Annotated in this window: 14 protein-coding genes; 7 read left to right on the top strand and 7 right to left on the bottom strand. The window is 72.3% G+C overall.

The genetic code is table 11. The features are described 5' to 3' along the window. Positions 1–141: 141 nt before the first annotated feature. Positions 142–1,440 carry a DNA recombination protein RmuC gene (locus tag DX914_RS16720; protein ID WP_196778955.1) on the top strand — a complete coding sequence of 433 codons (1,299 nt, stop codon included), beginning with the start codon at positions 142–144 and terminating at the stop codon, positions 1,438–1,440. Positions 1,441–1,582: 142 nt separating this feature from the next. Here the strand turns inward: DX914_RS16720 and DX914_RS16725 are convergent, their stop codons facing one another. From DX914_RS16725 to DX914_RS16750, 6 genes are all read right to left on the bottom strand, one after another. Continuing rightward, on the bottom strand, positions 1,583–2,719 hold the full coding sequence (locus DX914_RS16725; protein ID WP_115860838.1) for an MlaA family lipoprotein: 1,137 nt from the start codon (positions 2,717–2,719) through the stop codon (positions 1,583–1,585). A 74-nt stretch (positions 2,720–2,793) separates the two neighbouring features. Further along, complete coding sequence (locus DX914_RS16730) at positions 2,794–3,069, bottom strand: STAS domain-containing protein (protein WP_115860840.1); 276 nt, start codon at positions 3,067–3,069, stop codon at positions 2,794–2,796. Between the two features lie 2 nt (positions 3,070–3,071). After that, complete coding sequence (locus DX914_RS16735) at positions 3,072–3,719, bottom strand: MlaC/ttg2D family ABC transporter substrate-binding protein (RefSeq protein ID WP_115860842.1); 648 nt, start codon at positions 3,717–3,719, stop codon at positions 3,072–3,074. Then, complete coding sequence (mlaD, locus tag DX914_RS16740; protein ID WP_115860844.1) at positions 3,716–4,288, bottom strand: outer membrane lipid asymmetry maintenance protein MlaD; 573 nt, start codon at positions 4,286–4,288, stop codon at positions 3,716–3,718. The genes DX914_RS16735 and mlaD overlap by 4 nt, the downstream gene beginning before the upstream one ends. A 32-nt stretch (positions 4,289–4,320) precedes the next feature. Further along, positions 4,321–5,070: an MlaE family lipid ABC transporter permease subunit gene (locus DX914_RS16745; protein WP_115860846.1), complete on the bottom strand. Its 750-nt coding sequence runs from the start codon at positions 5,068–5,070 to the stop codon at positions 4,321–4,323. After that, complete coding sequence (locus DX914_RS16750) at positions 5,070–5,858, bottom strand: ABC transporter ATP-binding protein (protein ID WP_115860848.1); 789 nt, start codon at positions 5,856–5,858, stop codon at positions 5,070–5,072. The genes DX914_RS16745 and DX914_RS16750 overlap by 1 nt, the downstream gene beginning before the upstream one ends. A 216-nt stretch (positions 5,859–6,074) precedes the next feature. Here DX914_RS16750 and recC point away from each other — a divergent pair, with 216 nt between their 5' ends. From recC to recD, 3 genes are read left to right on the top strand one after another with little or no spacing between them, the layout of a single operon-like run. Beyond that, positions 6,075–9,413 (top strand): exodeoxyribonuclease V subunit gamma, encoded by a 3,339-nt coding sequence (recC, locus tag DX914_RS16755; protein WP_115860850.1) that lies wholly within the window; start codon positions 6,075–6,077, stop codon positions 9,411–9,413. Next, positions 9,410–13,051 carry an exodeoxyribonuclease V subunit beta gene (recB, locus tag DX914_RS16760; RefSeq protein ID WP_115860852.1) on the top strand — a complete coding sequence of 1,214 codons (3,642 nt, stop codon included), beginning with the start codon at positions 9,410–9,412 and terminating at the stop codon, positions 13,049–13,051. Before recC ends, recB begins: the two co-directional genes overlap by 4 nt. Then, the gene (recD, locus tag DX914_RS16765) at positions 13,048–14,865 is read left to right on the top strand and encodes an exodeoxyribonuclease V subunit alpha (protein WP_115860854.1); all 1,818 of its coding nucleotides are present in this window, start codon (positions 13,048–13,050) and stop codon (positions 14,863–14,865) included. Before recB ends, recD begins: the two co-directional genes overlap by 4 nt. 631 nt (positions 14,866–15,496) lie before the next feature. Here the strand turns inward: recD and DX914_RS16770 are convergent. Continuing rightward, a complete protein-coding gene (locus tag DX914_RS16770) occupies positions 15,497–16,585 on the bottom strand; it encodes a LysR family transcriptional regulator (RefSeq protein ID WP_115860856.1) in 1,089 nt (362 codons plus the stop codon). Between the two features lie 182 nt (positions 16,586–16,767). Here DX914_RS16770 and DX914_RS16775 point away from each other — a divergent pair, with 182 nt between their 5' ends. From DX914_RS16775 to DX914_RS16785, 3 genes are read left to right on the top strand one after another with little or no spacing between them, the layout of a single operon-like run. Next, positions 16,768–17,037: a DUF2798 domain-containing protein gene (locus DX914_RS16775; RefSeq protein WP_115860858.1), complete on the top strand. Its 270-nt coding sequence runs from the start codon at positions 16,768–16,770 to the stop codon at positions 17,035–17,037. Then, positions 17,034–18,014, top strand: coding sequence for an SDR family NAD(P)-dependent oxidoreductase (locus tag DX914_RS16780; protein WP_115860860.1), 981 nt, complete (start codon positions 17,034–17,036; stop codon positions 18,012–18,014). Before DX914_RS16775 ends, DX914_RS16780 begins: the two co-directional genes overlap by 4 nt. Then, positions 18,011–19,237 carry an efflux RND transporter periplasmic adaptor subunit gene (locus DX914_RS16785; RefSeq protein WP_115860862.1) on the top strand — a complete coding sequence of 409 codons (1,227 nt, stop codon included), beginning with the start codon at positions 18,011–18,013 and terminating at the stop codon, positions 19,235–19,237. Before DX914_RS16780 ends, DX914_RS16785 begins: the two co-directional genes overlap by 4 nt. Positions 19,238–19,298: the final 61 nt, after the last annotated feature.

Raw genomic sequence — 19,298 nt, forward strand, 5'->3', positions numbered from 1 at the left:
CAAAGCGGGGAATGCCGACGCTACGCCCGCCGCCGTGATGCGGCCGTTCTCATGGCTTGAGACGCCGCGGGCTACACTGCGCGCATGACCGAACCCACCCTGCTGCTGAGCCTGCTGCTGGTCGCCGTGATCGTGGCCGTCGTGCTGCTGGTGGTGCTGTTGCTGCGCAAGCCCGACGGCCGCCTGGAGCAGTCCCTGCGCGAGGAACAACGCGAGGGCCGCGGCGAGCTGCGCCAGCAGCTGGACAGTCTGTCGGCCGCGCAGGAGCACCGCATCAACAATTTCGGCGGCCGCCTGACCGACCTGGCCGAGCGCACCGACCAGCGCCTGGACGTGCTGCGCGAGGCGCTGACCGAGGACGCGCGCAAGGCGCGCGGCGAGGCCGCCGAGCAGCAGCTGCGTTTCGCCGAAGGCCTGGGCCAGCGCCTGAGCGAACTGACCCAGCGCAACGAGCAGCGCATCGGCGAGATGCGCGCCACCCTCGAGCAGCGCCTGCGCGAGCTGCAGGCCGACAACACCGCCAAGCTCGAGCAGATGCGCGCCACCGTCGACGAGAAGCTGCAGACCACGCTGGAAACGCGCCTGGGCGAATCCTTCCGCCTGGTCTCCGAGCGCCTGGAGCAGGTCCAGCGCGGCCTGGGCGAGATGCAGCAGCTGGCCAGCGGCGTGGGCGATCTCAAGCGCGTGCTGACCAACGTCAAGACCCGCGGCACCTTCGGCGAAGTGCAGCTGGGCGCGCTGCTGGAGCAGGTGCTGACCATCGACCGCTACGACAGCAACGTGGCCACCGTGCCCGGCAGCAGCGAGCGGGTGGAATACGCGGTGCGCCTGCCCGGCGCGGCGCCGGAGCAGCCGATCCGGCTGCCGATCGACGCCAAGTTCCCGCGCGAGGACTACGAGCGCATGCTCGACGCGCACGAGCGCGCCGACGCCGACGCGGTGGCGCAGGCGGCCGCGGCGCTGGAGCGCCAGGTCAAGGTCGAAGCCAAGCGCATCAGCAGCAAGTACCTGTCGCCGCCGCACACCACCGACTTCGCCCTGCTGTTCCTGCCCACCGAAGGCCTGTACGCCGAGGTGCTGCGCCGGCCCGGCCTGTTCGAGGCGCTGCAGCGCGACTACCGCGTGACCCTGGTCGGTCCGACCACGCTGCTGGCCTTGCTCAACAGCTTGCAGATGGGCTTCCGCACCTTGGCTATCGAGCAGCGTTCCAGCGAAGTCTGGCAGCTGCTGGGCGCGGTCAAGAACGAATTCGGCAAGTTCGCCGGCGTGCTGGAAAAGACCCGCAGCCAGCTGGACACGGTGCGCAACAGCATCGACGCCGCCGGCGTGCGCACGCGCGCGATCGAGCGCCAGCTCAAGGGCGTGGAGGCGCTGCCGGCCGAGGAGGCACGGCGGTTGTTGGGCGCGGAGTTGGATGCGGCGGGGGATGATGAGGATTGAGGCGGGCTGACCTCGCGTCGGCCCTCACCCCAACCCCTCTCCCGTAAACGGGAGAGGGGCTTCAGAGCGCAGCATCAAAACTTCTCCACCCGGCTTTAGCCCCTCTCCCGCTTGCGGGAGAGGGGTTGGGGTGAGGGCCGCCTCAGCGCTGGTAGTTCGCATCCGTAGGCATCAGCGGCATCGCATCGGCCGGCACGCTGGGGTTGCTGTCGTCGCGCAGGTAGTCCGGCAGGCCCTGGTCCTCGGCGTCCATGCGGTCGCCGAAGATCTGGTAGTCGCGGCGCTGCATCCACGAATCGCGGACCAGGGTGTAGTCGTCCTCGGCGCCTTCGCGCAGCGCGTCGGTGGGCATCAGCTGGGCGCGCACGTCGACCAGTTGCAGGCCCTGCAGCGGGATGCGGATGCGGTCGCTTTCGACCTGGCGCAGCGGGCTCAGCGGTGCGTCGCCGACCGCGCCGAAGGCATCGCGCACGGTGCGCGGGCCGAACAGCGGCAGCTCGAGGTAGCGCGAGCGCTTCCAGCCCCACACGCCCAGGGTCTGGCCGAAGTCCTCGCTGCGGTTGGGCAGCTTGGCGTCGCTGGCCGGATCGAAGATGCCGCCGATGCCGACCGTGGTGTTGAGGGCGAAGCGGCCCAGCGCCTGCGCGGCCTGCTTGGGCTTGCCCTGCAGCAGCGCGTTGACCGCGCTGACCGGCTGGCCCAGGTTGTTGAAGAAGTTGCTCACGCCTAGGCGCACCGGCCGCGGCACCACGCGCACGTAGGCGCGCGCCAGCGGCTTGGCGATGCCGCGGTCCACCGCGTTGTTGAAGCGGTGCATCTTGCGGTTGTAGCGCTCCCACGGGTCGTAGATCACCGGCACCGTGGCCGGCGCCGGCAGGGTGGAATCGGCGACCGGGTCGTACTGCGGCTCGCCGGTGCCGTAGAGCGCGTCGAAATCGCGCTCGGCTTCGGTGCGCGGATCGTCGCTGGGCACGGGCTCGGCCTGCGCGGCCGCGGCATCGGCCGGCGGCGTTTGCGCGGCGTCGCTGGCGGCTTGCACGGCCTGCGCAGGCTCGGCCGCCTGCGCCGCCGCTTCGGCGGCCAAGGCCGGCAGCGCGGCCAGCGCGGTGCCCGCATCGGTGCCGGTGACGGCCGGGGCCAGGCTCGCGGCCGCGGCGCTCAGCAGCGCCGGGTCGATGAGCAGATCGTCGCCGGCCAGGGCTTGCGCCTGGGCCGGAGCGGTGGCGGTCAGCAGGGCCAGGGCCAGGCCGACGGCGTAGGGGAGTGCGTGGGGGCGCATGGTCGCAGTCTATTCGCTAAGGGCGGCCTGGCCACACGCGCAAGGCGATGGCGACCGCAACGGTGTGTTCGGGATCAGCCGGCGTAGCCCAATCCCTCGTTCAAACGGTAGGCCGCACGCAGTTCGCCCAGGCCCGGCGGCGCGCCGACGACAGCGGCGCCAGCGCGTTCGGCCAGCTCGGCCAGCAAGGCCAGCCCGGCGCTGTCGACCGCCTCCACCGCGCCCAGCTCCAGGCGCCGCGCGCCGGCCAGCAGCGGCTGCGCCTGGCGCCACAGCGCCGCCACCGACGTGCGTTCCAGCGCGCCGGCGAACACCAGCGCCTCGCCCTCGCGGCGGACCGAGGCGGCCATGCTCAGTTGGCCTGCGCCTGCAGCTTGCCGGCCTTGATGTCGGCCGCCACCTGGGCGATCGACTTCTGCTTGAGCGGGGTGTCGAACTGGTTGCGGAAGGTCTGCACGAAGCTCACGCCTTCCACCATCACGTCGAACACCTTCCACTGCGAGCCGACCTTGCGCATCAGGTAATCCACCGGCACCGGCTCGCCGCCCTGGCGCAGGTATTCGCTGGACACCTTGACGATGGCGCCGCCGCGCAGCGGGGTTTCGGACTTGATCCGCACCTGCAGCTTGGCGTTGAAGTCCAGCAGCGAGGAACCGTAGCGCTGCATCAGGCTGGTGGTCAGCGCGTCGGCGAACAGCTTGACGTCGGCGTCGGAGGCGCCGCGGCCGTGCGTGCCCAGCACCAGGCGCGCCGCGTACTCGCGGTCGAAGGTCTGGTTGAACTCGCTGGCGATGAACTGGCTGAGCGCGGCGCGGTTCTTGCTGAACTCGGCGCGGCGCGACTCCAGCGTGCTCAGGATGCGGGTGCTGTTGGTGAGCACCATCTGGCTGGGCGAGCCGGCCTGCACCGTGGCGGCCGGAGCCGACTGCGCCAGCACCGCGGCCGGCGCGGCGGCCAGCAGCGCCGAGGCGATCAGGAGGGAGACGAGGTTGCGCTTCATGGCTTGCTCTCTTCTTGGGTGGGGGCGGCGTCTTGCGCGGCATCGCCTTGCAAATACGCCGGAACGTCGTTGGCAGGCGCGGCGGCGTCCTTCTTGTCGCCGCTCGCGGCGCCACCGCCGCTGAACATGTATTTGCCGACCAGCTGGATCAGGTCCACCGCCGGCTGGGTCAGGAAGATCTCGTCGCCGGGCTTGAGCGACTCCGGATCGCCGCCGGGGGTCAGGCCAACGTAGCTCTCGCCGAGCAGACCGCTGGTGAAGATGCCGGCCGAGGTGTCGGCGGGCAGGTCGCGGTACTGGCCGTTGATGGCCAGGGTGACCACCGAATCGAACTTCTTCGGATCCAGGCTGATGTCGGCGACCTGGCCCACGGCCACGCCGCCGATCTTCACCGGCGCGTTCGGGCGCAGCGCGCCGATGGTGCTGAAGCGCGCCTTCAGCGGGTAGCTGTCGCCGCCGAAGCCCCACTTGCCGTTGGTGGAGGCGATGGCCAGCACCAGCAGCGAGGCCAGGGCGAGCAACAGGAACGCGCCGACGGCGAATTCGATGCGGGGACTGCGGACGGACATGGGATGGGTCTCCGAAACTCGCTGCGTGCGCGTTACTTGAACAACAAGGCGGACAGGACGAAGTTGAACATCAGCACCAGCAGCGAGGCGTTCACCACCGCCTTGGTGGTGGCCACCGACGTGCCTTCGATCGTGGGTTCGGCGTGGTAGCCCACGTAGGCGGCGACCAGGGCCGAGATCGCGCCGAACACGCCGGACTTCAACAGCGCCACGCAGAAGTCGTCGACGAAATCGACGTTGTCCTTCAGCGCCGGCCAGAAGTAGCCCGGGTCCAGGCCGATCACGTGCACCGCCTCCAGGTAGCTGGCGGCGATGGCGAAACTGCAGAAGAAGCCGGTCAGCAGCGGCACGCTCAGCACCGCCGCCCAGAACCGCGGCGCCACCGCCTTGCCGACCGGGTCGATGGCCATCAGGCCCAGCGCGGTGATCTGGTCGGTGGCGCGCATCAGGCCCAGTTCGGCCGCGATCGAGCTGCCGGCGCGGCCGACGAACAGCAGCGCGGTCAGCACCGGGCCCAGCTCGCGGTACAGCGACAGGCCCAGCAGGGTGCTCAGCGAGTTGCTGGCGCCGAAGGTGGCGAGCGTGCGGTAGCCCTGCAGGGTCAACACCAGGCCCACGAACGCGCCGCCAACGGCGATGATCGGCAGCGAACGTGCGCCGATCTTGTAGATTTCGCGAATCAGCTCGCGGAAGAAATCCGGGGTTGGCTTGGACGCTCGGAACACCGACAGGGTGAACAGACCGGCGCGGCCGATCTCACGGGTGGCGGCGGCGAAGGGCATCAGGCCACCTCCGTGGCGCGCGGGGCGGCGTCGAACGCGATGGGGCCGTCGGGCTGGCCGCGCAGGAACTGCTGCACCAGCGGGTCGGCGCTGGCTTCCAGCTGCTCCGGCGTGCCGGAGAAGACGATGCCGCCGTTGGCGATGACGATGGCGTGGTCGGCCACCGGCAGGGTTTCGTGGACGTGGTGGGTCACCACGATGCTGGTCAGGCCCAGGGTGTCGTTGAGGCGGCGCACCAGGCTCATCACCACGCCCGAGGCGATCGGGTCCAGGCCGGTCAGCGGTTCGTCGTAGATCATCAGCGGCGGGTCCAGCGCCAGCGCGCGCGCCAGGGCCACGCGCCGGGCCATGCCGCCGGACAGCTCGCGCGGGTAGGCGTCGGCGGCCGCGCGCAGGCCCACCGCGTGCAGCTTCATCAGCACCAGCCGGCGGATCACCGCATCGGGCAGGTCGGTGTGCGCGCGCAGCGGCAGCGCAACGTTCTCGGCCGCGGTCAGGTCGGTGAGCAGGCCGTTGCCCTGCAGCAGCACGCCCAGGCCCTTGCGCAGCTCCAGCAGGGCGCGCGAGCGCTGCGGTACGTCGCGGCCCAGCACTTCGACCCGGCCCGAGGCCGGCGCGAGTTCGCCGGTCAGCGCCGACAGCAGGGTGGACTTGCCGCTGCCCGAGGGGCCGAGCACGGCGACGATGCTGCCGCGCGGAACGGTCAGGTGGATGCCGCGCAGCACGTCGCGCCCGCCGCGCGACAGGCGCAGGTCGGTCAGACGGACGATGGGCGTATCGGAGCTCATGCGTAGGCGGAGTCGGGTAGGGGCGGGCGGCCGAACGCGGCCGCAAGTTTCAGCAGCTTGGCGGGGTGAGGCTGAACGGGGGTGCAGCGCCATTGTCGCAGGTTAGGCAGACGGCCCGCGCAGTGTGGCGTCGCAGTGTCGCGATGCTGTCGGGTTGGGATTAAAACCTTTTTAAGGCGCGCGCCGGGTACGCGCCGGGTGCGGCAAGATGTCGCGATGCCCGGCCGTTCCGACTTCCGCCTCTACTACTCCAACGCCCTGGACGTGCTGGCCGGACTGCTCGCCGACGAGTTGCGCCGGCCCGCGCCCGGGCAGGCGGCGCTGGCGCCGGACACGGTGCTGATCCCGCAGGTGGCGATGCGGCGCTGGCTGCAGGCCGGCCTGGCCCAGACCTACGGCATCGCCGCCAACCTGGAATTCCTGACCCCGGGCGAATTCGTCCAGCGCGCGCTCGACGCCAACGTGCCCGGTGCCGAGGACGACGTGGGCGCCGACGCGCTGCGCTGGCGTCTTTACGCCGAGCTCTCGCAGCCGGCGCAGCTGCGCGACCCGGCGCTGGCGCCGCTGCGCGGCTACCTGGCCGGCGACGATCCGCTCAAGTCCTGGTCGTTGGCCGGCGAGCTGGCGGCGGTGTTCGAGAAGTACCAGGCCTGGCGCCGCGACTGGCTGATCGCCTGGGACCGCGGCCAGGACCGCTACGACGCCCAGGCCGCGCTGTGGCGCCGCGTCGCCGGCGGCCGCCGCTACCGCGCGCTGCGCATCGAGGATTACCTGGCGCGCCACGGCGGCGACGACACGCCGCCGCCGCAGGGGCTGCCGCCGCGGCTGTTCGCCTTCGCCACGGTCAACGTGTCGCCCGACGTGCTGCGGGTGATCGCCACCCAGGCACGCGCCGGCACCCTGCATTTCTATCTGCCCACGCCCACGCGCAAGTACTGGGGCGACGTGGCCGCGCATGCGCGGCGCTGGCGCCCGGGCGAGGCCGACCCGCAGGCCGACGACAACCCGCTGCTGCGCGCCTGGGGCGCGGCCGGCGGCGACTTCATCGCCGTGCTCGGCGGTTACGAAGTGGTCCACCCCTCCGGCGAGATCGAGGCCTACGCCGACCCCGAGGCCGATCCGGCCGACGAGCCCGCGCGCGACCGCCTGCTGCGCCGACTGCAGCGCGACCTGCTGCACCGGCGCGCCGCGCCGGCCGCGCCGTGGCGCGCGCAGGTCGAGCGCGACGATCCCAGCCTGCAGGTGCACGCCTGCCACACCCGCCTGCGCGAAGTGCAGGTGCTGCACGACCAGCTGCGCGGCCTGCTCGAAGACCCGCGCTTCGATCCGCCGCTGCAGCCACGCGAGATCGCGGTGCTGGCGCCGGACATCGATCCCTATGCGCCGCACATCGCCGCGGTGTTCGGCGGGCTGGCCGGGCGGCCGGGCTACATTCCCTATGCCCTGGCCGATGTCAGCCCCCTCGCCGCCGAGCCGCTGGCCGACGTGTTCCTGCGCCTGCTGGCGTTGCCGATCTCGCGCTTCGGCCTGAGCGAAGTGCTGGATCTGCTGGCCACTCCCGCCATCGCCGACGGCGCCGGCCTGGACGCGCCGGCGATCGAGCGCCTGCACGCCTGGCTGCACGAGGCCGGCGTGCGCTGGGGCCTGGACGACAGGCACCGCGCGCGCCACGACGCGCCCGCCGACGACGCCTACACCTGGCGCTTCGCCCTGGACCGGCTGCTGCTGGGCCATGCCGGCGGCGACGACGCCGAGCCCATCGCCGGCGTCGCGCCCTACAGCGAACTGGAAGGCAGCGCGCTGGATGCGCTGGATGCCTTGCTGCGTCTGCTGCGCGTGCTCGCACGTTACGAACGCGCGCTGGCCGAGGCGCTGACGCCCGCGCAATGGCGCGAGCGCCTGTCGGCGCTGTTGCAGGCACTGCTGCCGCGGCGCCCGCGCGAGTCCGCCGACCAGCGCACCCTGGAACGCCTGCGCATCGCCCTGGACGCGTTCGCGCGCGAGGCCGAGCAGGCCGGCTTCGACGCGCCGGTGCCGGCCGAAGTGGTGCGCGCGCATTTCCGCGCGGTGCTGACCGACGCCGACACCCGCGCGCCGCTGCTCACCGGCGGCGTCAGCTTCGGCCGCATGGTGCCGATGCGCTTGATTCCGTTCCGCGCGATCTGCCTGCTGGGCATGAACGACGGCGACTACCCGCGCCGCGATCCGGCCGGCGGCCTCAACCGCCTAGCCGCCGAGCTGGGCACGCGCGCGCGCCGCGCCGGCGACCGTTCGTTGCGCGAAGACGACCGCTTCCTGTTCCTGCAACTGTTCGCCGCCGCCGGCGAAGTGCTGTACCTGAGCTACCTGGGCGCCGACCCGCGCGACGGCAGCGAACGCGCGCCTTCGCCGCTGGTGGCCGAACTGCTGGACGCCGCCGCGCGTTACCACGCCGACGCCGACGCCGCGCGCGCGGCCCTGATCGTGCACGAGCCGCTGCAGCCGTTCGCGCCGGCCGCGTTCGGCGCCGGCGATGAACCCGGCGACGGCGACGAGCCGCGCCGCTACAGCTACCGCGAGCAATGGCGCCCGGCGGCGCAGGCCGGCGCCGAACCGCGGCGCGAGATCGGCGCCTGGGTGGACGCGCCCTTGCCGCCCGCGCCGGAACCGCAGCGCCTGGCCCTGGCCGAGCTGCGCGCGTTCCTGCGCGATCCGCCGCAGGCCTTCCTGCGCCAGCGCCTGCAGCTGCGTTTGCCCGAGGCCGAGGACGGCGCGGGCGCGCAGGCCGATGTCGAACCGTTGCTGTTGCCGCGCGCCGGCCTGCAACGTCATCAACTGCAGACCGCCGTGTTCGAGGCGCTGCTCGCCGACGCGGGCGCGGCACCGGCGCAACTGCAGCAGCGATTGCGCGCGCAGGCGTTGCTGCCCAGCGGCGCGCTGGGGCGGCGCCAACTCGATGCCTTGCTGGCGCAGGTGCGGCCCTATGCCGATGCGTTCGCGCGCTGGCGCGGGGTCGAGGCGCCACAGTCGCGCGCGTTCGAGCTGAACCTGGGCGCGACCGTGCTGCACGGTCGCATCGAGGAGCTGTATCCGGCCGGCCTGGCGCGGCTGCGCTTCGGCACACTGCACGGTCCGGCGCAGATCGCCCACGGCCTGGACTGGCTGGTGCTGTCGGCGCTGGCCGACGCAAGGCCGCTGGTGCAGTTCGCCCAGGACGGCGCCGACGTGGGCCCGGCCCTGCGCGCGCCGGTCGCGCCCGCGCAAGCCGCGGCGGCGCTGCGCGGCCTGCTGCGCCTGCGCGCGCACGGTCTGCGCGAACCGCTGCCGTTCCTGCCGCGCGCCGGCTGGGACTGGTATGCCGCCCAGGCCGGAGGCCGCGACGGCTGGTACGCGGCGGCGCAACGTTGGCACGGCGGCAGCCACGCCTGGGGCGAGGGCGAAGCCGGCGCCGCGCGCCTGGCGCTGCGCGGGCGCGATCCTTTCGCCGATGCCGAGCGCGGCGATGAATTCCGCGCGATCGCGAGCTTGGTGTTCGACGCCGTGGTGTTGGGCCGCAGCGACGAGGACGCGCAATGAGCCCGCACACCGGCGACCTGTTCGACGCCCCGCCGCCGCCCGCGCCGGTCGACGACGCCTACCTGAGCGTGCCGCTGCAGGGCTTGCGCCTGATCGAGGCCAGCGCCGGCACCGGCAAGACCTACACTCTGGCCACCCTGGTCGCGCGGCTGGTGATCGAGCGCGGCCTGCGCATGAGCCAGATCCTGGCCGTGACGTTCACCGATGCGGCCACCCAGGAACTGCGCGAGCGTTTGCGCAAACGCATGGTGCTGGCCCGGGACCTGATCGAAGGCGACCCAGACGCACCGGTCGACAACGACGGCGAACGCGCTTCCACGCGCGCGTTGATCCAGGCCCGCCTGCAAGAAGAATCGCGCGACTCGCTGCGCGCGCGTCTGCGCGATGCCGCGCTCGACATCGACCTGGCCGCGGTGGTCACCATCCACGGCTTCTGCGCGCGCGTGCTCGCCGAGCACGCGCTGGAAAGCGGCCAGCCGTTCCTGGCGCCGGAACTGATCGGCAGCGATCGCGAGCTGCGCGAGGAAGTGGCGGTGGACCTGTGGCGCGCGCTGGGCACCGACAGCGCCACCGCCGAACTGCTGCAGGCGCGTTGGCCGGCCGGTCCGCCGGCGCTGGCCGCCGACCTGGGGCCGCTGTTGCGTGCGCCACGCCTGCGTCCCGCGCCGCCGGTTGCGTCGCCCGATCCGCTGCCGCTGCTGCAGCAGCGCGCGCAAGCGCTGGCCGAGCAATGCGGCCGTCACGGCGCGCAGGCCTTCGCCGACCTGCAAGCGGCGATGGACGCCAAGGTGCTCAACGGCCAGACCTGGCGCGCCGAACTGCCCGGCGCACTGCGCCAGGCGCTGCAGCGCTGGTGCGCGCTGGGCGACGCCACCGCGCCGATCGAACCGCGCATCGACCGGCTCACGCCGCAGGCGCTGGCGGCGAAAACCAACAAGGGCAAGCAGGCGCTCACGCCGGCCTCGCCGCTGTTCGCGGCGGTCGCCGACTACCTGGACGCGCTGGCCGAACGCCAGGCCTGGCTGGCCGCGCAAAGTCTGGCCCTGGTCCATCGCGTGCGCGAGCAGGCGGCCGCGCGCATGGCCGAACTCAAGCGCCTGCGCCGCGTGCAGACCTACGACGATCTGATCGACGGCGTGGCGCGCGCGCTGGAAGGCCCGCATGCGCACGCCCTGGCCGCGCGCCTGCGCGCGCAGTACGCGGTGGCGCTGGTGGACGAGTTCCAGGACACCGATGCGCGCCAGTGGGCGATCTTCGAGCGCGTGTTCGGACCGACCGCGGACGATGCGGGTTCCTCGCCGATGCTGTTCCTGATCGGCGATCCCAAGCAGGCCATCTACGGCTTCCGCGGCGGCGACGTGCACACCTACCTGGCCGCGGCCGGGCGCGCCGAACCGGCGCCCGCGCTGGAGCGCAACTTCCGTTCGCGGCCGCGCCTGCTGCGCGCGGTGCAGTCGCTGTACGACCGCGCCGGCGATGCCGCCTTCGTCGATGCGCGCATCCGCTTCCTGCGCGTACAGCCCGGCGGCGCGGTCGCCGACACCGCGCTGCTGCGCAACGGCCGGATCGCACCGGCGCTGACCCTGCGCCAGCTGCCGCCGCCCGACGACGGCCGCGGCAAGGCGCAGTGGGGTTCGCCGGAATCGCGCGAGGCCGCCACCCGCGCCTGCGTCGCGGCGATCCACGCCTGGCTCAGCGACGCGCGCGACGATCGCGCCCGGATCGGCGAACGGCGCGTGCAAGCCGGCGACATCGCCGTGCTGGTGCGCAGCCACGACGAGGCCGCGCGCATCCAGCGCGCCCTGGTCGCCGCCGGCATCCCCGCGGTCGCCGCCGGCCGGCAGAGCGTGTACGCCAGCGAACAGGCGCAGGAACTGCTCGCACTGCTGGAATCCTTGCTGCAGCCCGGCGACAACGCGCGCCTGCGCGCCGCGCTGGCCACCGTGTTCCTGGGTCTGGACGCGGCCGATATCGCGCGCATGGACGCCGACCCGGCCTGGCAGCGCGATTGCCAGCTGCGCGCGCTGGAATGGCGCGAACGCTGGCAGCGCCACGGCCCGCTGGCCCTGGTGACCGAGCTGTGCGCGCAGCAGGCGCCGCGCCTGCTCGCGCTGGCCGACGGCGAGCGCCGCCTGACCAACCTGTTGCAACTGGGCGAAGCGCTGCAAGAAGCCGACGCGCAGGCGCTGGGCCTGCACGGCCTGGTCGACTGGCTGCGCACGCGCATCGCCGAGGCCGACGACAACGACGAGACCCAGCAGCTGCGCCTGGAGTCGGACGCGCGCCGGGTGCAGATCCTGACCCTGCACAAGAGCAAGGGCCTGGAATTCGGCCTGGTGTTCCTGCCGTTCGCCGCTATCGGCCGCAAACCGCGCGAGGGCCGGCTGCGCGAATACCCCGACGACGAAGGTCGCGTGCTGCAGCTGGAAGGCGAGCACCAGGACCCGCAGGCGCCGGCCTGGAGCGAAGCCTTGCGCCGCGCGCAGCAGGAAGAAGCCGCCGAGGACGCGCGCCTGCTCTACGTCGGCCTGACCCGCGCGCGCCACGCACTGTGGCTGGCCTGCGGCCCGCTGTACCTGAGCGCGGCCACGCCGCTGGCGCCGATGCTGGACGATCCGGCGGCGCTGGCGGCGGCTTCCGAGGGCGAGATCGCGCTCGACGCCGGCCCGGTCGAAGCCTGGCCCGCGCCGCTGCCGCCCGAGCGCGCCGCCGCGGTGCCGCCGGCGCGCACGCAGCGCCGCACGCTGTCGCGCGACTGGTGGGTGCACAGCTTCACCCAGCTCACCCGCGAGGACGGTGCCGGCGCGCGCGCGTCGGAGGAGCGCGGCGCCCAGGACGAGCCCGAACCGGCGCCGGTGCCGGTGCCTGGCGAAGTGCTGGACGTGATGGAACTGCGCTTCGCCGGCAGCCGTTTCGGCAATGCCGTGCACACCGCGTTGGAGCGCTGCGACTTCGCCGCCTGGCGCGATTGGCGCCGCCTGCTGTGGGTGCCCGAGGGCGAGGCGCCGGTGCTGCGCCAGGCCTTGCACGAACAGGGCTACACCGACGCCGACATCGACACCGGCGGCTACGACACGCTGGCGCGCCTGGTCGGCGCCACCCTGACCGCGGCCCTGCCCGAAGGCACCCGCTTGGCCGACCTGCCGCCGTCGGCGCGACGGCCGGAAATGGAATTCCATTTCGCCCTCAACGACGCCGCCAGCGCCGAACTGCTGGCGCTGCTGCACGCGCACGGCACCCTGCGCGAACGCCGCAGCTTCGGTGCGCGCCGCCGCCTGGACGGCCTGATGACCGGCAAGATCGACCTGGTCTACACCCATGAACAGCGCTACTACCTGCTCGACTACAAGACCAACCGCCTGCCGTCCTACGACCCGGCCACGGTCGCGCGGGCGATGGACGACAGCGAATACACCTTGCAGGCGCTGATCTATACCCTGGCCCTGCACCGCTGGCTGCGCTTCCGCCTGGGCGCCGATTACGACTACGAGCGCCACTTCGGCGGCGTGCGCTACCTGTTCTGCCGCGGCCTGGATCCGATGCGCGGCGGCGGCGAGGACGGCGGCGGGCTGTATGCGAACACGCCGCCGCGCGCGTTGGTGGAGGCGATGGACGCCTTGTTCGGAGGCGCGGCATGAGCCTGACCGACAACCTGCTGCGGCGCGGCCGCCTGCGCAGCGTCGACCACGCGCTGGCGCAATCGCTGCGGCGCCTGGAGCCGGCCACGCCGGACCTGGTGCTGGCCGGGGCCGCACTGGCCTCGCGCGCGATCGCCGACGGCCACGCCGCGTTCGAACTGGCCGCGACCGGCGAAGAAGACACGGGGCTGCTGGTGGAGCCCGCGCAGTGGCTGGCCGCGCTGCGCGCCTCGGCTTGGGTCGCGCAGCCGCAGGACGAAGCCGCCGCCGATCCGCAGCGGCCGCTGGTGCTGGAACGCGGCCTGCTGTACCTGCGCCGCTACCGCGAGTACGAGCGCCGATTGGCGCAACGGCTGCGCGCGCTGGCCGTGCAACCGCCGGCGGCCGTCGACGCGCCCGCGCTGGCGCCGGTGTTCGCGCGTCTGTTCCCGCAGGCCCGCGACGGCGACCGCCAGGCGCGCGCAGCCGCGCTGGCGCTGGCGCGCGGCCTGCTGCTGGTCACCGGCGGCCCCGGCACCGGCAAGACCACCACGGTCGCGCGGCTGTTGCTGCTGCTGATCGCGCAGGCGCGCCAGTGCGGTGCGGCCGTGCCGCGCATCGCCCTGGCCGCGCCCACCGGCCGCGCCGCCGAGCGCATGGCCGAAAGCCTGCGCGCGGCCGCGGCGCAGCTGCGCGCCACGCCCGGCATCGACCCGACGCTGTGCGACGCGCTACCGGTGGAAGCCAGCACCCTGCACCGCCTGCTCGGCACCGTGCCCGACCGCGCCTACTTCCGTCACGACGCACGCGAACCACTGCCGTTCGACGTCATCGTGGTCGACGAGGCCTCGATGGTGGACCTGCCGCTGATGTGCAAGCTGGCCGAAGCCGTAGCGGACGGCGCGCGCCTGATCCTGCTCGGCGACCGCGACCAGCTGCCGTCGGTGGAAGCCGGCGACGTGCTCGCGGCGATCGTCGATGCCGCCGGCGACGACGAAGCGCAGCCGTCCGCGGTAGCCGATGCGCTGCGGCCCTTGCTGGGCGACAGCCTGCCCGTGCGCGGCGACGACGCCTCGCCGCTGGCCGGCCACCGCGTGCAGCTGCAGCGCGGCTACCGCCAGGCCGACAGTCTGGATCTGGCGCCGCTGGCCGCGGCCGCGCGCGAAGGCGACGCCGACACCGCGCTGGCCTTGCTGCGCGAGGGCGGCCTGCGCGGCGTGGTCTTCCATGAAGACAGCCTGGATCCGCTGGCCGGCGCCGGCCGCGACGCGCTGCTGCGCGACTGGCGCGCCCTGGCCGACGCGCACGATCCCGCGCAGGCCTTGGCCTTGGCCACGCGCGTGCGCCTGCTGACCGCGCTGCGCGACGGCGCGCAGGGCGCGGCGCCGTTGAACGCGCGGATCGAAGAGGCCTTGGCCGGCGCGCACCGGCCCGCCTACTTCCATGGCCGTCTGTTGCTGATCACCGAGAACAGCTACCGCCACGGCCTGTTCAACGGCGATATCGGCGTATGCCTGCAAGGCGGCGACGAAGAAGGCCCGATCGCCTGGTTCGCCGGCGGCGGCAACGGCGTGCGCGGTTACTTCCCCGCCGCGCTGCCGGCCCACACCGGCGCATTCGCGATGACGGTGCACAAGGCGCAGGGCTCGGAGTTCGACCGGGTGTGGCTGCAGCTGCCGCGCCAGGACGTGCGCAGCCTGTCGCGCGAGCTGGTGTACACCGCGCTGACCCGGGCGCGGCGTGAGTTGCACCTGTGCGCGAGCGAGGCGGTGCTGCGCGCGGCCTTGTCGCGGCACGCGATGCGGGTGTCCGGGCTGGCGGCGCGGTTGCGGTAGTTGCGCGGCGGTTTGCTGCCCCGCGTGCCCTCACCCCAACCCCTCTCCCGCAAGCGGGAGAGGGGCTAAAGCAGCAGCGTCGAATCAGTCCCCTCTCCCGTTTACGGGAGAGGGCTAGGGTGAGGGGGTGAGCGCAGCGAATGCTCTTGATCCCCGCTCGGGCGCCGAACTCTCCGTCCCAACAGCAGGCCCGGAGAGCCTGCCCCCGCGAAGGCGGGGGGCGGCGCACAGGATGTGCGCCGTTTTTCGCTGGCACAGGATGTGCCATCGGAAAATCCCCGCGCCCACTTCGCTCTCGCACGGGAGCTCTGGGGCAGCGTTTTTCTTTGGTTACTTTCTTTTGACGCTTATCAAAAGAAAGTGACCCGGCCGCTTGCGGACGGAAGCTTTTGCTGTTGCTTCAACCAACACACCCACACACCTTCGCGAGCTCGGAGCGGATCGCGGCTCACGCCGCTCCTACCCCAAGGCGCCAGGGCAGACCCCACGCCGACCGAGAGCTTCGGCGTAGCTGCGGATTCGCGGTCGCAGCTTGCGCAGCTCCTACAGGGGTGGGCGCAGCGTTCGTCGTGGTTGTGGATTCGTGGTCGCGGCTCACGCCGCTCCTACCCCAAAGCCGAGCGGGCCAGGTTCAGACCAGCTCCGGATCCGGACTGTCCCGATGCTGCGCCCCAGCCACCAAGGCCTCCACTTCCACCTCCGGCATCGCCTTGGCCGGCCGCTGCTTGGCCACCTTGGCCAACTCCGCCGCGATCGCCGCCGACGCCTCTTCCGAAGCCTTGCGGAAACGCTGCCGGTCCGGGCACAGCACCTGCATGTAATCGGCGTCGAAGTTCAGCCGCTCGACCAGGAAGTCCACGAACGCCCGCACCTTGGGCGACTGCACCTGGCCGCGCGGGAACACCGCGTTGAAGTCCATTTCCGGGCCGGTCCAGCCGGCCAGCACGCGCTGCACGTAGCCTTGCTCGGCATAGGCCTTGACCGTCACGTCGCTGGCCAGCATCAGGCCCTCGCCGCACAGCAGCGCGCCCTTGAGCGCGCCGGGGTCGTTGGCCACCAGCACCGGGTCCACGCGGTAGTCGATGCTGCGTTCGCCGTCGCTGAGCGTCCACACATAGGTGCCGTTGCGGCGCGACTTCTGCATGGCCAGGGTGCGGTGGTGCTGCAGGTCGTCCGGGTGCAGCGGCTCGCCGTGGCGCTCCAGGTAGTTGGGGCTGGCGTAGACCTGGGTGCGGAACACCGACAGGCGCCGTGCGATCAGGTTGGAGTCGGGCAGATCGCCCACGCGCAGGGCGACGTCGATTTCCTTGTCGATGATGTCCAAGGGTTCGTTGGACAGCAGCATCTCCAGCCGCACCTCGGGATGGCGCGCATGGAACTCGCCCAGCAGCGGCGCGATCCAGGTGATGCCGACCGAATACGGCGCGGTGAAGCGCAGCCAGCCGCGCGGACCGCCCTGCAGCTGGCCGACCGCGCTTTCGGCCTCGTCCAGTTCGCGGGCGATGCGCTGGCAATGCTCGAAGTAGATGTTGCCGGCTTCGGTCAGGCCCAGCTTGCGCGTGGTGCGGTGGAGCAACTGCGCGCCCAGCCGGGTTTCCAGGTCCTGCACCTTGCGGCTGACCGTGGTCTTGGGGAGCCGCAGCGCGCGCGCCGCGGAAATGAAACTGCCGTGTTCGACCACCTTGACGAAGATCAGGGTGTCGTTGAGATCGCGAGCCATGGGGGACTCTCCGAAAAGTAGGGGCCTAAAAAGAGGGGCGAGGGGGGCCGTCTCGGGGCTGGCGGGAAGGCCGAGCCGGGCATTGGCCCTATTTCGGGACAATTATTCCCTGAATCAACGGCTAATCAAGTGCCGTTCGGCGGCCTAGTCTGTGCCACATCCTCCCCCCACCCCCTGCCGCCATGTTGACCGCGCGCCAAGCCCGCCTCGCCTACCTGCCGCTGATGATGATAGCGATGTCAGCCTTGATCGCGCTGGCCGCCATCGTGTTCCGCCAGGGCCTGGCCCAGGGCGCGGAAGAGGCCTGGATGCTGGCCTGGATCCTGGCCTTCACCGTGGCCCTGCCCACCGCCATGCTGGTGTTGCCGGCGGTGAGCGCGGTGCTGAGGCACTACACCCGAAATGAAATAATCCCGCTGATGGGAGAAAAAATCCCGGGAGCGGGACAATGAAATCCCCCCTGGTGATCCTGGGCGCCACCGGCGGCATCGGCCGCGGCGTGGTCCGCGCCGCGCTCAAGGCCGGCTGGCCGGTGGTGGCCGTGGCCCGTGGCAACCGCGAGCTCAAGGCCCTGCAGGCCGCCTACCCGGGCGCCGACCTGACCACCGTGGCCGGTTCGGTGGCCAGCGACGCCGAAGGCGCCAAGCTCGCGCGCGCGCTGCGCAAGCTCGCCCGCCCGCTGGGCGGCGTGGTCGCGGCGGTGTGCGGCAGCAACGAGCGCGGCCGCCTGCTCGATCACCCGGCCGCGTTCCTGCGCCGCAAGCTCGACGAAGACCTGCTGCCGCACCTGGCCGCGGCCCGCCACCTGCTGCCGCTGCTGGCCGAAGGCGACCGCGGCGGCAGCTACGTGCTGATCGGCGGCCCCGGCAGCGAGCACCCCTGGGCCGGTTACGGCCACCGCTCGATCGGCGCCGCCGCGCTGCGCATGCTGGCGCGCGTGCTGCACGACGAGGCCCGGCAGATGTCGGTGCGGGTGCAGCTGCTCGCCGTCGACGTGCCGGTGCGCACCGAATTCAACGACTGCCATGCCTGCCCGGAATGGCCCACCGCGCTGTCGATCGGACAGCGCGCGGTGGCCCTGATCGAGCAGGCCGAACTTCGCAGCGAGCCGCCGCGCGCCATCGTGACGTATGCGCGCGCGCCGGGCCCCCTCTCGCTGCCCCCTTATGCGGCCGACCTGTCCGACGACATCGACCGCGAACCCGCAAGGCCCGCGCCGTCCGCGCGGGCCCAGCCGCAGCCAGCGACCCAGACACCGGCGCCAGCGACCGTTGCACCCGAACCCGTCCCGGACCCGAACGCCGCGAGCGCAGGCTCGAATTCGGATAGCCCGGCCGACCCCAAAACGCAACGCTGTCTGCAGGACGCCCGCGCGCTGCTGCACGCGATCACCGCTACCAAAACCAACCAGGAACCCTCCCCCCAATGAGCCCTCGTAAAGTCCTCGCCCGCTCCGGTCGCGCCGGCCCCGGGCTCCCCCTGCTCGCGCTGTCGGCGAGCGTACTCATCGCCCTGACCATCGCCGGCTGCGGCAGCCAGGCGGCCACCCCCGAGGCCGGCGCCATGCCGCCGCCGCCGGAGGTCAGCGTCGCCCAGGTGCTGAGCAAGCAGGTGCGCCAGTGGGACGAATTCACCGGCCGCGTCGCGGCGGTGGAATCGGTCGAACTGCGTCCGCGCGTGAGCGGCTACGTAGAACGCGTCGTCTATCAGGAAGGCCAGGAGGTCAAGAAAGGCGACCTCCTGTTCGTGATCGACCAGCGCCGCTACCGCGCCGAACTGGCCCAGGCTCAGGCCCAGCTGGAGCGCGCCCGCGCCGAAGCGCGCCTGGCCCAGACCCAGGACGCGCGCGCGCAGACCCTGGTCGAAGCCAAGGCGATCTCGCGCGAAGAGTTCGAAACCCGCCGCGCCGCGGCCACCCAGGGCAACGCCGCCGTGCGCGCGGCCGAAGCCGCGGTGGCATCGGCCCAGCTGGATCTGACCTTCACCGAAGTGCGCGCGCCGATCAGCGGCCGCGCCGGCCGCGCCCTGGTCACCGTGGGCAACCTGGCCTCGGCGGACTCGACCCTGCTGACCACCCTGGTCTCGCAGGATCCGATGTACGTCTACTTCGAAAGCGATGAGCAGACCCAGTCGCGCTACAACGAACTGGCCCGCAAGGGCGAGCGTGCCGACAGCAAGAACCCGGTCCGCGTGGGCCTGGCCAGCGAAACCGGCTACCCGCACGAAGGCGTGGTCGACTTCACCGACAACCAGATCGACCCGACCACCGGCACCATCCGCGCCCGCGCGGTGCTGCCCAACCCGGACCGCCAGTTCATCCCCGGCATGTTCGCGCGCGTGCAGCTGGAAGGCAGCGGCGACTTCAAGGCCATGCTGATCGACGACAAGGCCGTGCTGACCGACCAGGACCGCAAGTACGTCTACGTGCTCGGCGGCAAGGGCGAGGCGGTGCGCAAGGACGTGGTCCTGGGCCGCATGATCGACGGTCTGCGCGTGGTCCAGTCGGGCCTGGCGGCGAACGACAAGGTGATCGTGCACGGCGTGCAGAAGATCTTCTTCCCCGGCATGCCGGTGTCGCCCAAGACCATCGCCATGGGCGCGCCCGCGCCGGTGCCGGGCCAGCCCGTCGCCAGCACGGCCGGAGCCAAGTGACCGGTACGACACGCTGAACCCTGGGATCCTCCGAAAGCCCTGATCCGTCATCCCCGCGAAG

This window comes from Lysobacter silvisoli (assembly GCF_003382365.1).
Lineage (GTDB): Bacteria > Pseudomonadota > Gammaproteobacteria > Xanthomonadales > Xanthomonadaceae > Lysobacter > Lysobacter silvisoli.

Bases quoted from the DNA above. Each gene is read 5' to 3' on its own strand.
- DX914_RS16730 (WP_115860840.1), bottom strand. From the start codon at position 3,069: ATGGCCGCCTCGGTCCGCCGCGAGGGCGAGGCGCTGGTGTTCGCCGGC.
- DX914_RS16770 (WP_115860856.1), bottom strand. From the start codon at position 16,585: ATGGCTCGCGATCTCAACGACACCCTGATCTTCGTCAAGGTGGTCGAA.
- DX914_RS16780 (WP_115860860.1), top strand. From the start codon at position 17,034: ATGAAATCCCCCCTGGTGATCCTGGGCGCCACCGGCGGCATCGGCCGC.
- DX914_RS16785 (WP_115860862.1), top strand. From the start codon at position 18,011: ATGAGCCCTCGTAAAGTCCTCGCCCGCTCCGGTCGCGCCGGCCCCGGG.
- DX914_RS16735 (WP_115860842.1), bottom strand. From the start codon at position 3,719: ATGAAGCGCAACCTCGTCTCCCTCCTGATCGCCTCGGCGCTGCTGGCC.
- recC (WP_115860850.1), top strand. From the start codon at position 6,075: ATGCCCGGCCGTTCCGACTTCCGCCTCTACTACTCCAACGCCCTGGAC.
- mlaD (WP_115860844.1), bottom strand. From the start codon at position 4,288: ATGTCCGTCCGCAGTCCCCGCATCGAATTCGCCGTCGGCGCGTTCCTG.
- recB (WP_115860852.1), top strand. From the start codon at position 9,410: ATGAGCCCGCACACCGGCGACCTGTTCGACGCCCCGCCGCCGCCCGCG.
- DX914_RS16750 (WP_115860848.1), bottom strand. From the start codon at position 5,858: ATGAGCTCCGATACGCCCATCGTCCGTCTGACCGACCTGCGCCTGTCG.
- recD (WP_115860854.1), top strand. From the start codon at position 13,048: ATGAGCCTGACCGACAACCTGCTGCGGCGCGGCCGCCTGCGCAGCGTC.
- DX914_RS16745 (WP_115860846.1), bottom strand. From the start codon at position 5,070: ATGCCCTTCGCCGCCGCCACCCGTGAGATCGGCCGCGCCGGTCTGTTC.
- DX914_RS16775 (WP_115860858.1), top strand. From the start codon at position 16,768: ATGTTGACCGCGCGCCAAGCCCGCCTCGCCTACCTGCCGCTGATGATG.
- DX914_RS16725 (WP_115860838.1), bottom strand. From the start codon at position 2,719: ATGCGCCCCCACGCACTCCCCTACGCCGTCGGCCTGGCCCTGGCCCTG.